Below are 14,338 nucleotides of genomic sequence, written 5' to 3' on the forward strand. Positions count from 1 at the left end.
GCGGCGGCCGGCGCCCCACAAAGGATGATGACCGCGCTGGGCGTCCTGGGGCTCATCCCCTTCGTCGCCGCGCCGTTGCGGTTGATGGACGGCTTCGGTCCTGGCCTGGCCTGGACCAGCCTGCAGGCCATCTATGCCGCGGTGATCCTGGCCTTTCTCGGCGGCGTGCGCGCGGCCCACGCGGCCTTCGCGGTCGAGAGCGACACGCGCGTGATCGTCGCGGCCATGGCCCCGCCGCTGGTGGGCTTCGGCCTTGGCGCGGCGGCGACGTTCAATCCGGCCAGGACCGACATCACGGCGGGCGCCTTGCTGGGCCTGGCCCTGGCGCTGGCCGTCCAAGGCGCCTGGGACGTGAACGCCAGGACGCTGCCGGACTGGTACCGTCGCCTGCGTATTCCCCTGACCGTGGTCGCCTGCCTGGCCCTTGCCTCGGGCGCGCTGCTGGCGGGGATCCTCGCATGAGCCCGCGTATCGCCGTCGTGGTCGGGGCCAGCGGCGGGCTTGGCCGCGCGCTCGTCTCCGAACTGCTGACGGAGCCGGGCTGGGGGCTGGTGGTCGGGGTGGGACGGCGCAAGCCCTCTGACTGGCCAGACGATCCGCGCACGCCCTTCCTGACCGCGGACCTTCTGGACGAAGTCGCGCTGAGCAAGCTGGCCGGCGAGATCGCCGCGCTCGGGACGCCGGGCCTGGTGATCATCGCCACCGGCCTGCTCCATGCCGAGGGCCTGAAGCCGGAGAAGGCGATGCGGGCGGTTTCCGCCGCGTCGATGACGCGCCTGTTCGAGGTCAACGCCATCCTGCCGACCCTGGTCGCCAAGCATCTGGCGCCGCTGCTGCCCAAGGACGAGCCCAGCGTGCTCGCCGCGCTTTCGGCCCGCGTCGGCAGCATCGGCGACAATCGCCTGGGCGGCTGGCACGCCTACCGGGCCAGCAAGGCCGCGCTGAACATGATGTTCCGCTGTCAGGCCATCGAGCTGGCGCGCGAGCGTCCCCTGGCGGTCTGCGTCACCCTGCACCCCGGCACCGTGGCGACGCCGCTGAGCGCGCCGTTCGCGAGGTCGTCCAGCACAGTCCTTGAGCCCGTCGAGTCCGCCAGACGGTTGCTGAAGGTCCTTCATCGCCTGGAACCCGCCGACAGCGGCGGCTTCTTCGCCTACGACGCCAGCCGGGTGTCCTGGTGATTCCCTTCGGCCCGGCCATGACCAGGAAGTCCAACGGATGATGATCCCCGCTGACGTGGGCCGGGCGGTGCGCCGATCGGCCACCACCTTCGTGCTGAACTGGATCGATGCGCGGCAGCGCGCGCTCGACCTCGACCCGCTCGAGTTCTTGATCGTCCACACCATCGCGGCCGCGAACCTGCAGCACCTGCCCTTGAACCGGCGTCGCGCCCTGGCGGACCCGGAGACGCCCGCCGAACGTCACGCGGTGTCGATGGAAGGGGTAGGGGCGGCGCTGAACGTTTCCAGCGAGACCGTCCGCCGACGGCTGAAGGCGCTGATCGCCCGAGGACTGGTCGAGCGCCTGGGTCCGATCGAGGACGAGGACGCCGATCGCACGGGTGTCAGCGCGGGCCTGGCGGTCAATCTCGGAGCGCTTGAGAGCCCCGCGATGCGCCAATCCCTGAGCCTGGAGCTGTCGCAGCTGTGGCGTCTGCTGCTGTCCCTGGAAAATCTGGGCGTCATCCGGATCAATCGCGAGCGGATGGGCCAGCTGGCGGCCTGAGCGTCGACGCGCTCAGCCACCACCACTTCGGCGTAGCCGCCGAGCACCAGCGGCAGAGCGACCCGCCACGCGTGAAAGCCCGCTACGCGATCCCGCCAATGTCCGTCGGCTGGAAAAGGTTAGGCTTGGCTCGCGCTTGGCCCAACCGCCGGCGCGGCGTCGGCTCGCGTCAAGTCCCGCAGAAGGCGGCGCTGGCCAGCCTGTAGGACAGACCCGACCCCTGCCAGATTTCCCCGAAATCGATCCCCGCGCTGTCGGCGAACACCACCAACGCCCGCCCACGTTCGGGCGCCAGGAGGTTTCGCACCTCCACGCCGCCGATCTCCCCACGCCTTTCGACCAGCTTGACGGGCTTGTCGCATCCGCGAAGCGACGCGGGATAGCTCCAGACCCCGAAGGCGACATAACCAAGCTTGGGGTCGCCGGCCCAGGCCTGGGCCCGGGCGGCGGGGGAAAGGAGCTGGCCGCGAAGCAGCGCCTGGTCGAACCGGACAAGGTCGATGGCCTTGCCGTAGACCGCGCCGGCCGCCCCGAATGTCGACAGCTCGAAGTCCGGCTCGCGGACGCCGTTCTCAAGATAACCCGGCGCAAGGCGGGGCCGGGCGCGACCAGCCTCGGCCACGTCGATGCTCTTGAGCCCCGCGGCCCGGCCCAGACGCTGACGGACAAGCGTGCGGTAGGGCTGGCCGTAGATCCGCTCAAGCACCGCGCCCAGAACGATGTAGTCGCAGTTGTTGTAGGCGAAGCCCTGTCCTGGCTCGGCCTTGGGCGCGCCGGCGCAGTAGCCAAGGGCGTCTGATCCCGCGCCTTTCGTCCGGCGGTAGAAGTCGGGGAAGTCGCCAGCCTGGCGCACCTGACTGTCGTCGGGATTGGGCAGGCCCGAGGTGTGGGTCAGCAGAGCGGCGATGGTGATCCTGGCCGCCGTCTGGCCCTTGAAGGCGGGCAGGGCCTTGTCCAGCGTATCGGAGGTCGCCAGACGCCCCTCATCGACCGCCTGCATGATCAGCGTGGCGGTCAGCTGCTTGCTGACCGAGGCCCAGCGCCACAGCTCGCCGGCGTGATGCGGGCGGTCCGGTCGCGAGGCCACATGGTGGGCCAGGACCCGATCCTTGTCGGCGACATAGATCTCACCGGCCAGACCGGCCTCCCGCGCCAGGGGCGCCAGGTCGTTCACGGTCGGGGCGGCGATCGACATCGCCCCCAGCATGGCGATCGCCGCGATCATTGGCCGGCCTTTCCGCCGGTCACCCGGCCGTACGTCGTGTCAAACGTCATCTGTCACTCCCATGGCCCGCCGAAGGGCGTTCGCGCGTTGGCGGAAGGCCTGGCGGTCGGCCTCGGCCATCTTCTCCAGCGTCTTGAGCGGCATGGTCATGCGGCCATTGCCCGCCAGCCGGCCGGCGTTACGGTCGATGAAGTCCCAGTAGAGGGCGTTGAACGGACAGGCGTTGTCCCCGACCCGCGCCTTGACGTCGTAGCGGCAGGATCGGCAGTAGTCGCTCATCCGGTCGATATAGGCCCCGCTGGCCGCATAGGGCTTGGAGCCGACAATGCCGCCGTCGGCGAAGGTGGCCATGCCGCGCGTGTTGGGCATCTCGACCCACTCATAGGCGTCGGCGAACCCGACCATGTACCAGTCGTCCACGGCGTCGGGGTGTACGCCCAGCAGCATGGCCAGATTGCCCGTCACCATCAGGCGCTGGATGTGATGGGCGTAGGCGTGATCGCGCACGGCGCGCACGGTGTCGGCGACACAGGCCATGTCGGTCTGGCCCGACCAGTAGAACCACGGCAGCTTGCCTTGCGCGTCCAGGGCGTTGCGCAGGCCGTATTCCGGCATCTTCAGCCAGTAGATCCCACGCACGAACTCGCGCCAGCCCAGGATCTGGCGGATGAAGCCCTCGACCGCGTTGAGCGGCGCGCGGCCCTCGCGCCACGCGGCCTCGGCGCGGCGGCAGATGTCCAGCGGATCGAGCAGGCCGATGTTCAGCGCCGGGGAGATCAGGGCGTGCCACAGGAACGGGCGGTCCCAGCTCATGGCGTCCTGCCAGTCGCCGAACCCGGGCAGCATGTCGGCGATGAAGTGGTCCAGGGCGGCCTGGGCTTCGTCCGGATTGGTCGGCCAGCCGAACGCGGCCAGCTCGCCAAAATGATCCTCGAACCCCTGTCCGACGCGCTGGATCAGAGCCTGGGTCACCGGATTGGGCGGTGTGCGCAGGCGCTCGGGCGGGCGCAGGCCTGACGGCAGTTTGCGGCGGTTCTCGGCGTCAAAGTTCCAGCGCCCGCCGGCCGGCTGATCGCCGTCCATCAGCAGACCCGTCTTGCGCCGCATCTGGCGATAGAAGAACTCCATCCGCAATTCCTTGCGGTCGGACGCCCAGGCGGCGAACTCGGCGCGCGAGCACAGGAAGCGGTCGTCCTCGCGGGTCTCGATGGCGACCGGCAGGTCCAACGCCAGCAGATGCGCCTCCAGGCCCCACTTGCCGCAGGCCGTGCGGATGATCTTGGCGAACGGTCGCTCGGCCAGGGCGCGACGCAGCTCGCCGTCGATCGTGCCGGTATTGTCCGGATCGTCCAGCGTGACGTAGCGGACCTGAAAGCCCCGGTCCGCCAGGCGCTGGGCGAACTGGCGCATCGCCGACCAGACCAGAACGAGCTTCTGCTTGTGATGCTTCCAGGCGGTGGCCTCGGCGCGGCTCTCGACCATCAGCACCCAGTCGCGCGCGGGGTCGGCGCCGGCCAGGGCCGAGAGATTGTCCGAAAGCTGATCGCCCAGCACCAGGCGAAGCGCGCCGAGGTCCTGGGCGGCCTGTGTCATCGGCCCCGCCTAGAGGCGGACGAAGGGGGCCAGCACCCGGCCAAGCCAGCCGGGCAGGGCGATCTGGCCGTCCAGCGCGGCCACGCAAAGGCAGGGCTCGGCCGAGACCACGCGCGGCTGGTGGGTGATGCTGGGATCGGCCTCTTCGAAGTCGCCGGGCGAGAACACCCCGTCTTCGGTGGCGTAGGCGCCTTCGATGACGCAGGTCAGTTCGACGCCCGAATGGGTATGGCGCGGCGCGGACTGCCCCGGCGCGATGCGCAGCAGGATCACCCGGCAGTCGCCGTCGCGCGGACCCAGCACGTCGCGGACGTGCACGCCGGGTCCCAGCCAGCGCCAGGGTCCCAGATCGAACAGGGCGAGCGGCGCGGGCAGACTGGGGTCGGTGCGGCCGGTCGAGGCGGCGATCGGGGGCGGCTCAGGCGCGTCCAGGCGGGCCAGGGTCAGGTCCAGGGCGTCCGGGTCCAGCGTGCTGGGCTCCACGTCGTCGAGGACCGCCCCGCCCACGGCCTCGGCCAGCGCCGTCCAGGCGCGGGTCTGGGGACGCAGCGCGAGATGGGTGGCCACGACCACGGACTCAGGCGCGCTCAGGGTGCCGGCCGCGAAAGCCAGCAACCGCTCTTCGCTGGGTTGGCGGCGGGCGCTCATTCTGGACCTCTCGTCTCTCGCTCGATGATGGCGCGAAGCTTCAACATGCCAAACCGGATCCGCGCCTTGATGGTGCCCAGCGGCACGCCCAGGGCCTGGGAAATCTCGGTATGGGTCTGCTCGTGGAAAAAGGCCATTTCGATGGCGCGCGCCTGGTCTGGGGTCAGGGCGCGCATGGCCGCGCGGACAAGGCGGGCGTCTTCCAGGCCGCTGAGAATGCTGTCGGGCTGGGGCGGATCCTGCGCGCCGAAGTGCGGGTCGAAGGCGTGCAGCGCCGTCGAGCCGCCCCGATGGCTGCTGATCTTCAGATTGCGGGCGATCGTGAAGATCCAGGCCGCCGCCGAGGCGCGGTCGGCGTCGAACAGTTCGGCCTTGCGCCAGACCATCAGCATGGTTTCCTGGGCCAGTTCCTCGGCCGCCGACGGCGTGGACCCGCTGCGCATCAGCAGCGTCTTGATCCGGGGCGCGAAGTGCTCGAACAGCGCGGCGAAGGCGTCGCGGTCGCGCGACCGCGCCACGGCGGCGACAAGCCGCGCGCTTTCCTGAGGCGTCAAGCTCATCGAGCGAGCGCCTTGCCAACGGACCTGCATCTGTCGCATCGCATGCATGTCCCTAATACGACGGATCACCGCGTGCGGATGAGGTCCTTGTGCGAGAAGCCCAAAAAAGTTTGTCGCGACGTGGATGAAGGGGGCTGAAGAGGCTGCCTCCAGCGCCTCGGCGCGGGCGTGGATCGCTAGCTGGCGCGAGAGAACTGTGCGACGGCGGCTGGCTTCGCAGGGCGTCCAGCGGCTCGGGTTCCCGCGGTCTTCAGCGTGAACCGTGAGACGACCGTGGCCAGGTCGCCGGCCTCGCCGGTCAGGGCGTGGCTGGCGGCGGTGGCCTGCTCGACCATGGCCGCGTTCTGCTGCACGACCTGATCCATGTGATTGATGGCCGTGTTGACCTCGACCAGACCGGTCGATTGCTCTTGGGCCGAGACGGTGATCTCGGCGACCAGGGCGTCGATTTCCGCCACCTTGCCCACGATGAATTGCAGGGCCTTGCCGGTCTGGTTGACCAGGCCCACCCCGCGCTCGACCTGCTGGGTCGAGTTTGAGATCAGAGCCTTAATCTCCCTTGCGGCTTCGGCGGATCGCTGGGCCAGGGCCCGCACCTCCTGGGCGACGACGGCGAAGCCGCGCCCGGCTTCGCCGGCCCGGGCCGCTTCGACCCCGGCGTTGAGCGCCAGCAGATTGGTCTGGAAGGCTATTTCGTCGATCACCCCGATGATCTGGCTGATCTGCTGGGAGGACGCCTCGATCTGCGCCATGGCTTCGACCGCCCGGTCGACCACGCGGCCGGACTCTTCGGCCTCGGTGCGGGTCAGGGAGACGGTGGCGTTGGTCTGCTGGGCGCTTTGCGCGGACCGCCTGACGGTGGCGGTGATCTCATCGAGCGCTGCTGCGGTCTTTTCCAGGCTGGCGGCCTGCTGTTCGGTGCGCCGCGACAGATCATCAGAGGCTTGCGCGATGTCGTCGGCGCCAGAGTGGATCGCCGACGATCCCGAGGCGACCTGTGCCAGGGCTTCGTGCAGGGCTTCGGCCGCAGCGTTGAAGTCGACCCGCAGTTGGTCGAGGGACGGTATGAGGTTTTGCTGCACCCGTGCGGTCAGGTCGCCTTCGGCCAGCTTCGCCAGCGCCGCGCCGATAAAGGCGACATTGGCCATGCGGCTCGTCAGGTCGGTAGCGAACTTGACGATCTTGGTGATGTTGCCGTCGGCGTCGAACACCGGATTGTAGGACGCCTCCATCCAGATCTCCCGCCCGTTCTTGCCCAGGCGGCGGAACTCGTCGGCCAGAAACTCGCCGCGCGCCAGCTTCTTCCAGAACTCTGCATAGGCGGGACTGGCCGCGTAGGCGGGCTCGGCCAGAATGCGGTGGTGGTGACCGACCAGCTCGTCGCGACGGTAGCCCGTGACCGCCTCGAAATTCTCGTTCGCCTCCAGGATGATGCCGTTCAGGTCGAACGCGATCACGGCCTGGGAGCGGAAGATGGCCTGCAGGATGCTGGCGTCCTCGGCCGACTTCTGCTTGGCCTGGGTGATATCCAGGGCCAGCTTGACGATCTTGGTGACCTTGCCTGCGGCGTTGCGGACTGGCGTGTAGGACGCTTGCAGCCAGACTTCGCGGCCGCCTTTTCCGAACCGCTTGTATTCTGCGGAGTCGAACTGGCCGCCGTCGAGCCGCGCCCAGAAATCTCTGTAGGCTTGGGTCTGCGCCTCGACCGGATCGACAAACAGGCTGTGATGTCGGCCCTGGATCTCCGACAGGCTGTAGCCGACGGTCTGGCAGAAGAGCGCATTGGCGGTGATGATCTTGCCGCCCGGCTCGAACTCGATGATCGCGAACGACTGCCTCAGCGCGTCCAGGGTCGCCCCGGCATCGTTCGACCACGGAAAGTTCGCCATCGCAGTGCCTCGCCTCTCGCCGCGCGGCGTCAGGGCTCGGCGGCTGTGTGTTGGCCCAGGGACGGAGGTTTCCATCCCGGCCCGACCATGCTTAGGCGCCAACGATTAACGGGCGGAATTCTCAAACCCACGAAACGCGGGATCTGGCGGCGACATAGTGTCGCCCCGACGGGGCCATGACTCTTGTGAGCGCCCAGGTCGACGCGTGAAAAAGGCGGGCCGCAGTGCGACCCGCCGTCTTCAAGTCCGTAGAATAGCCTGTCGGCTTAACCCACATCCTCGGTCGTCGACTCCGCCGGCTGGCTGCCGCCAAAGGCCTCGCCGGAGCACTCCCACCAATAGGGCTGGCGGACGCGCTTGCCGGTGTCGACCTCGTTCAGTGTCGCCGGGTCGTAGAGGCGGCCGCCCAGCATCACGCGGTTGATCTTGTCGCTGTTGCGGATGTCGACCGTGGGGTCGGCGTCCAGCACCAGCAGGTCGGCGAGTTTTCCGGCCTCCAGCGAGCCGACGTCCTTGTCGTAACCCAAGGAGCGGGCCGAGCTGATGGTGCCGGCCGCCAGGGCCTCCACCGGGCTCCAGCCGCCGCGCACGAACGACCACAGCTCCCAGTGCGGACCCAGGCCCGCCTGCTGGCCGTGGGCGCCGATGGCCACCTGCACGCCGCGGTCGGCCAGCTTCTTGGCCTCGCGGGCGGTGGCGCCGTCGACATAGTCCTCCTCCGGCGCGGACGCGCGGCGGACGTTGCGCGCGGCCAGCAGGGCCGGCGGGGCGTGCTTGGACAGCAGCGGATGCTTCCAGACGTCCATGTGCTGGCGCCAGTAGGGATCGCCGGCCAGGCCGCCATAGGCCACCACCAGGGTCGGGGTGTAGTTGGTCTTGGTCTGGGCCCAGAAGCTGACGATGTCGTCGTAGAAGCGGTCGACGGGCAGGTTGTGCTCCAGCGTCGAATTGCCGTCCTGCACCAGGGTGACGTCCATGCTGTAGAGCGAGCCGCCCTCCGGCACGACCTCCATCCCCTCCTTCTGGGCGGCGACCACCACCATCTGGCGCTGTTCGCGGCGGGGCTGGTTGTAGTTCTTGACGCTGTGGGCGCCCTGCGACTTCAGCCGGCGGACGTGGGCCAGGGCGTCGTCCAGCGTGTTGATCTCGGCATAGACCTCCGGCGACTTGGCCCCGTAGATGATCTCGCCGGTCGAGAAGGTGCGCGGGGCCAGGATCTTGCCGGCTCGCTGCATCTCGCCGGCCACGAAGATCTCGGCGGCGCGGGCCGACGGATCGTGGATCGTGGTCGAGCCCATGGCCAGGTTGACCATCGACGACCAGTTCTGTTGCGGCACCAGGTCGTCCTCGCCCTGCGGCCCGTGGGCGTGGGCGTCGACCAGGCCCGGGATGATGGTCTTGCCGGCCAAGTCGATGACCTTGGCGCCGGCGGGGATCGAAGCGCCGGCCTTCGGGCCGACTGAAACGATGCGGTCGCCCTTGATGACGATGACGCCGTCGTCGATGACGCCGCCGTCCTTGCTGGCCATGGTGACGATGCGCGCGCCGGTCAGGGCCACGACGCCGGTCGGCTTGTCGGCGGCGACCTCCATGGATAGGGAGATGCCCGTGGCGACAGGCTTGAACTTGCCGGAGTCCTTCGAGGCGTCTTTCGGGGCGTCCTTCGGCGCTTCAGCCGGGGGCGCATTGGCGTAGACCGCCTCGGTGTTGGCCGTGAACAGGGTCGGGCCCATGCTCCAGTGGATCTGTTGTCCGCCGTTCGACCAGTTGATGAAGTCCGCGCCCTCGGCGCTGACCCGGGTGACGGGCAGGGCGCCGCCCTTCTGGTCGACCGAGACGTCCTGCGCGCCCGGCAGCAGCGGCATGACGAAGGCTTCGTAGTTCTGGCGGAAGGCCACGTTCTGGCCGTCGGGCGCGACCTGGTAGTCGTTGACCATCTCGCCGCTGGCGTGGACGTGCTTGGCCTCGCCGTCGAGATTGGTGCTGACCAGCTGGCGCTTGCCCTTCTCGGACATCAGCATGAAGACGCGGTCGTTGCTGGCCCCGAACTGCGGCTCGGAGCCTTCACGGGAGACCCGCACCGGGGTCCCGCCGGTCGCGGCCACACGATAGACGCCCGGGTTCTGCGACCAGCGCGGCGAGGTCAGGCCGCCGCTGCGACGCAGCTCGAACACGATCGTCTTGCCGTCCGGCGAGAACTGCGGAACGCCGAAGTGGCCCGGCTGGCTCATCACGTCCTTGGCCGCGCCGCCGGCCGCCGAGACGGTGCGGAGGTGGCCTAACCCAGCATCGGTCCAGCCGACGAAGACCACGGTCTTGCCGTCGCGCGACCAGGCCGGATAGAGCTCGAACGCGGCCTCGTCGCTGGTCACCAGGCGACGGGCATTGCCGCCCGCCGTCGGCTTGATCCACAGCTTGCCGAGGGTCTCGAACACCACCGACTTGCCGTCCGGCGAGACGCTGGCCCAGCGCGGCATCTTGGTCTGGAAGCGATCGGGAGCGATCTCGACCTGAGGGTGGATGGCGTCGATGACCACGCGGGTGTCGTCGATCTTGAACGGGATCACGCTATTGGCCCCATCGGCCACGGCCACGCGGCGGATCTTGCCGCCGGCCCAGAACACCACGCTGGCGCCGTCGGGCGTCCAGGCCATGTTCGGATAGACGCCGGTGACCGCCCAGGTCTCCTGCACGTCCTGATCCAGGGCGTCATAGACCTTGCGCTCCTCGCCCGAGGCCAGGTCCTTCACATAGAGCTTGGACTTGGTCCGCTCGCGGCGGACGAAGGCGATCTTCTTGCCGTCGGGCGACGGGGTCGGGCGCACCGAGCCGCCGACGCCCGAGACGACGGTGGTCACCTCGCCGGTCTCCAGGTCGTAGCGCTCGATGTCGAACAGGTCGGTGTTGGAGTCCTGCGCGTATTCGAAGATCGGCCCCGAGGTGACGTTGCGGACATAGAAGATGCTCTTGCCGTCGGCGGCGTAGATCGGCTCGCCCAGCTCCTTCTGCAGCACCTCGCTGGCGCGCTTGACCAGCGGCACGCCGCCGCCGCCCGACACGTGGTAGATCCAGACCTCGCCGGTGCCCAGCGAGCGGCCGGTGGTGAAGTGCTTCTTGGCGACGATGAAGCGGCCGTCCGGGCTCCAGCTGGGCTGGTTCAGAAGGCGGAAGTCCTCCTTGGTCACGGCTCGCTTGTCGCTGCCGTCCAGGTTCATCACCCAGATGTTGTCGCCGCCGCCGCGATCCGAGGTGAAGGCGATGCGCTTGCCGTCCGGCGAGAAGCGCGGCTGGTGATCATAGGCCAGGCCCTCGGCGATCCGGGTCGGCGTCCCGCCGGCGATCGGCATCGTGTAGATGTCGCCCAGCAGGTCGAAGGCGATCAGCTTGCCGTCGCGCGAGACGTCGACATTCATCCAGGTGCCGTTGTCGACGGCGATGCGGATCTCGCGGGTGGCCACGCCGGGCGGGGCGTTGATGTTCCACTTCTCGGGCTTGTCGGTCTTGGCGGCTTCTTGGGCCGCACCGGCGGCGGGAGCAGCGGGCGCGGGCGGCGCGGTCTGCGCCAGAGCCGAACCCGACATCAACAACAAGGCGACCAGCGCCGTCAGCCGACGATCCATTCCCACTACCCCCTCAGACGCAATCCGTACGCGCGGACGCGGAGCGTATGAGGGAACCCGCCAGGAGTCACGGTGGCGGTTGGAAGGTTTTGGCAGGCGGAAGTCTGCGAGGGCCACGCCGCCCTCGAAGTCCCCTAATGCGGCCGCGCCTGGGCCAGGGCTTGCGCCAGGCTCTCCAGGGAGAACGGCTTGCTCAGGAAGGGCCAATCCCCGGCTCGGGCGCGGCCTTGATCGCCGCCGGTGTAGCCCGAGCACAGCACCACCGGCAGGCCGGGGCGGTCGGTGGCCAGTTGCTCGGCCAGGTCCACGCCGCTCTTGCCGCCGGGCATGATCACGTCGCTGAGCACCAGCTGGATGCCGTCGTCCTGGGCCAGGCGGGTCAGGGCCTCGTCGACGCCGCCGGCGCGGACCACCGAGTGACCCAGGTCGTGCAGCATGACCCCGACCAGTTCGGCGACCTGGGGGTCGTCCTCGACCAGCAGCACGCGCGAGGGGACCTGGGCCTGGACATGGTCGACGGCCGGGATCGTGTCGGCGACCGGCGCGCCTTCGTCGATGGGCAGCAGCAGGGCCACGGTCGCGCCCTGGCCGGGCTTGCTCTCGATGTCGACCGAGCCGCCCGACTGCCGCGCGAAGCCGTAGACCTGGGACAGGCCCAGCCCCGTGCCCTCGCCGGGCGCCTTGGTGGTGAAGAACGGCTCGACCGCGCGGGCGATGGTGGCCGCGTCCATGCCCATGCCGGTGTCGCGCACGGCCACGCGCAGGTAGGGGCCGGGCTCCAGCTCGCCCTGCTTCTTGGTGATGACGACGGGGCGGCTCTCGATGGTGACCTCGCCGCCGGGCGGGGTGGCGTCGCGGGCGTTGACCACCAGGTTCAGCAGGGCCGCCTCGAACTGGCCGGCGTCGATCCTGGCCGAGCGAACCCCGCCGCCGAGGCGGAGGTTGAAGGTGTAGGCGTCGCCCAGGGCGCGCTTGAGCAGGCCCTCGGACTCGGCGATCAGGCGGTCGACACGGCAGACCTCGGGTTTCAGCGGCTGGCGGCGGGCGAAGGCCAGCAGGTGCTGGGTCAGCTTCTCGCCCCGCTTGGCGGCGGCCAGGGCGGCGCTGACCATCCGCGTGCGCCGGCGTTCGTCGTCCGGGTTGCGCTCGACCACGTCCAGGGCCCCGATGATCACGGTCAGCAGGTTGTTGAAGTCGTGGGCCACCCCGCCGGTCAGCTGGCCGATCGCCTCCAGTTTCTGCGACTGGAGCAGGGCGGCCTGGGCGGCGTCGCGCTCGGCCACGGCCGCCTCGACGCGCTCTTCCAGCAGTTCGTTGATCCCGGTCAGCTTGGCCTCGGCCTGCTTGGCGTCGGTCGTGTCGAAGGCGATGCCGACGAACCCGGCGAACTCGCCCGCCGCATCGAAGCGCGGCTGCGAGAACGACTTCAGCCAGCGCCACGCGCCGTCGGCCCGGCGATAGCGGCCCTCGAGTTGGAAGGGCTGGCGCGAGGCCTCGCCCTGGGACTGGGCCTTGAGGATGCTGGGCAGGTCTTCGGGAAAGAGGCGCGTGCGCCAGTCCAGGGTGACCGCCGTCTCGTAGTCCAGGCCGGCGAACTCTACATAGGCGCGGTTGACGAACTCGCGGACGCCGCCGGGCCGCGTGACCCACATCAGGGCCGGCGCGCTGTCGGCCAGCGCGCGGAAGCGGGCCTCGCTTTCGCGCACGGTCTCCTCGGCGCGTCGCCGGTTGGTGACGTCGAAGTTCAGGCCGATCATGCGAACGGGTTTGCCGTCCTCGTCGCGGACCACCTCGCCGCGCCCGTGGATCCACCGCTCGCCCTTGCTGGTGTCGGCAAGACGGTATTCGACCTCGTAGTCCTCGAAATCTCGCAGGGTGCGCTGGATCCGTTCGCTCATCATGGCGCGATCGTCCGGGTGAACGTAGCGAGGGACATCGTCCAGCACGATCGTCGCGGTGTCGGAGATGCCCATGTTTCGCCGCGCGCCGGGCGACACGTAGAGCTCGCCGGTCACCAGGTCGTAGTCCCAGGGACCCACCCCCGCCGCGCTCTGGGTGACCCGCAGGCGGGCCTCCGCCTCGGCCCGTTCCTCCCGCGCCTGGGCCAGGCCCCGCATCGCCCCGCGCAGGCCCTCGGCGGCGACCAGCACCATGACCGCGCAGAGCAGGTAGATGACCATGGTGGCCAGCTCGTCCTCGGACATCGGCGCGACGCCCTGGTCGCTCCACAGCCAGGCGGCGAAGCCCGCGCCGGCGGCCATGGGGACCAGACCCCAGCGCCAGCCGGCGTACAGCGTCACCAGCATGATGGGTGGAAAGAAGGGCTGGGTGGCGCCGACGCCGCCGTGCAGGCCGAGCAGCGCAATGCGCATCAGCACGGCCATGGCCACGCCGATCAGCGCAGCGACGGCGCATCGCCACGCCGGCGGTGGAACCGGAGGGATGAGCCAAGCGCTAACTAGAGCATGGATTCGACGGTGCTCGTCGGAAGCCAAGTTCGGGGCGTCTCTCTTCTCCACCTTCGCTCCCCGCAAAGATGTCTTGTCATGAGCATGGACACGCTTACCTAGAGCACGCAACACGGGAGATCAGTGATGGCCGATACCTTGAACACCGGATTGAGCGCCAAACAGCGCGCCGACATCGCCGCGACCCTGAACAAGGTGCTGGCAGACAGCTATGCGCTCTATCTGAAGACGCACGGCTATCACTGGAATGTTCGCGGCCCGAACTTCCAATCCCTGCACGTTCTGCTGGAAGGTCAGTACCAGGAGGAATGGGCGGCGCTGGACGACATCGCCGAACGCATTCGCGCCCTGGGCGAGCTGGCCCCGCAGGGCTACGCCGCCTTCGGCAACCTCTCGAGCATCAAGGACGGCAATCCCGAAAATGAGTGGGAGGCCATGCTGAGCGAACTGAAGGCTGACAACGAAACGGTTATCCGCACCCTGCGCGACGCCTTCCCGGTCGCCGACGAGGCGGGCGACGAGGCCACGGCCGACCTTCTGACCCAGCGCCTCCAGGCCCACGAGAAGCACGCCTGGATGATCCGCTCGACCCTGGGCGGCAAGTAAGCTG

The 14,338-nt window shown here is 69.1% G+C and carries 11 protein-coding genes; 4 read left to right on the top strand and 7 right to left on the bottom strand.

Annotated elements, in window-relative coordinates; all coding sequences use genetic code 11:
- Positions 1 to 24: 24 nt before the first annotated feature.
- Genes CSW62_RS04120 through CSW62_RS04130 form a run of 3 tightly spaced genes read left to right on the top strand, consistent with a single transcriptional unit; the run spans position 25 to position 1,725 of the window.
- Positions 25 to 462, top strand: a complete 438-nt coding sequence (locus CSW62_RS04120) for a DUF3429 domain-containing protein (protein WP_099575912.1) — start codon at positions 25 to 27, stop codon at positions 460 to 462.
- On the top strand, positions 459 to 1,181 hold the full coding sequence (locus tag CSW62_RS04125; protein WP_099575913.1) for an SDR family oxidoreductase: 723 nt from the start codon (positions 459 to 461) through the stop codon (positions 1,179 to 1,181). The genes CSW62_RS04120 and CSW62_RS04125 overlap by 4 nt, the downstream gene beginning before the upstream one ends.
- 37 nt (positions 1,182 to 1,218) lie before the next feature.
- Complete coding sequence (locus tag CSW62_RS04130; RefSeq protein WP_099575914.1) at positions 1,219 to 1,725, top strand: hypothetical protein; 507 nt, start codon at positions 1,219 to 1,221, stop codon at positions 1,723 to 1,725.
- Between the two features lie 169 nt (positions 1,726 to 1,894).
- Here CSW62_RS04130 and CSW62_RS04135 read toward each other — a convergent pair whose 3' ends face one another.
- From CSW62_RS04135 to CSW62_RS04165, 7 genes are all read right to left on the bottom strand, one after another.
- Positions 1,895 to 2,950 (bottom strand): serine hydrolase, encoded by a 1,056-nt coding sequence (locus tag CSW62_RS04135; protein ID WP_099575915.1) that lies wholly within the window; start codon positions 2,948 to 2,950, stop codon positions 1,895 to 1,897.
- A 39-nt stretch (positions 2,951 to 2,989) separates the two neighbouring features.
- Positions 2,990 to 4,543, bottom strand: coding sequence for a cryptochrome/photolyase family protein (locus tag CSW62_RS04140; RefSeq protein ID WP_099575916.1), 1,554 nt, complete (start codon positions 4,541 to 4,543; stop codon positions 2,990 to 2,992).
- A 9-nt stretch (positions 4,544 to 4,552) separates the two neighbouring features.
- Positions 4,553 to 5,191, bottom strand: a complete 639-nt coding sequence (locus CSW62_RS04145; protein ID WP_099575917.1) for a ChrR family anti-sigma-E factor — start codon at positions 5,189 to 5,191, stop codon at positions 4,553 to 4,555.
- Positions 5,188 to 5,751 (bottom strand): sigma-70 family RNA polymerase sigma factor, encoded by a 564-nt coding sequence (locus CSW62_RS04150; protein ID WP_233206608.1) that lies wholly within the window; start codon positions 5,749 to 5,751, stop codon positions 5,188 to 5,190. Before CSW62_RS04150 ends, CSW62_RS04145 begins: the two co-directional genes overlap by 4 nt.
- 176 nt (positions 5,752 to 5,927) lie before the next feature.
- Positions 5,928 to 7,640: a PAS domain-containing methyl-accepting chemotaxis protein gene (locus tag CSW62_RS04155; RefSeq protein ID WP_143324327.1), complete on the bottom strand. Its 1,713-nt coding sequence runs from the start codon at positions 7,638 to 7,640 to the stop codon at positions 5,928 to 5,930.
- Positions 7,641 to 7,906: 266 nt separating this feature from the next.
- On the bottom strand, positions 7,907 to 11,260 hold the full coding sequence (locus CSW62_RS04160; RefSeq protein WP_099575920.1) for an amidohydrolase family protein: 3,354 nt from the start codon (positions 11,258 to 11,260) through the stop codon (positions 7,907 to 7,909).
- A gap of 134 nt (positions 11,261 to 11,394) precedes the next feature.
- Positions 11,395 to 13,794: a PAS domain-containing sensor histidine kinase gene (locus CSW62_RS04165; protein ID WP_099575921.1), complete on the bottom strand. Its 2,400-nt coding sequence runs from the start codon at positions 13,792 to 13,794 to the stop codon at positions 11,395 to 11,397.
- Positions 13,795 to 13,854: 60 nt separating this feature from the next.
- Between CSW62_RS04165 and CSW62_RS04170 the strand changes: the two genes are divergently transcribed.
- A complete protein-coding gene (locus CSW62_RS04170; protein ID WP_099575922.1) occupies positions 13,855 to 14,334 on the top strand; it encodes a Dps family protein in 480 nt (159 codons plus the stop codon).
- Positions 14,335 to 14,338 lie beyond the last annotated feature (4 nt).

The organism is Caulobacter sp. FWC2 (assembly GCF_002742625.1).
GTDB lineage: Bacteria > Pseudomonadota > Alphaproteobacteria > Caulobacterales > Caulobacteraceae > Caulobacter.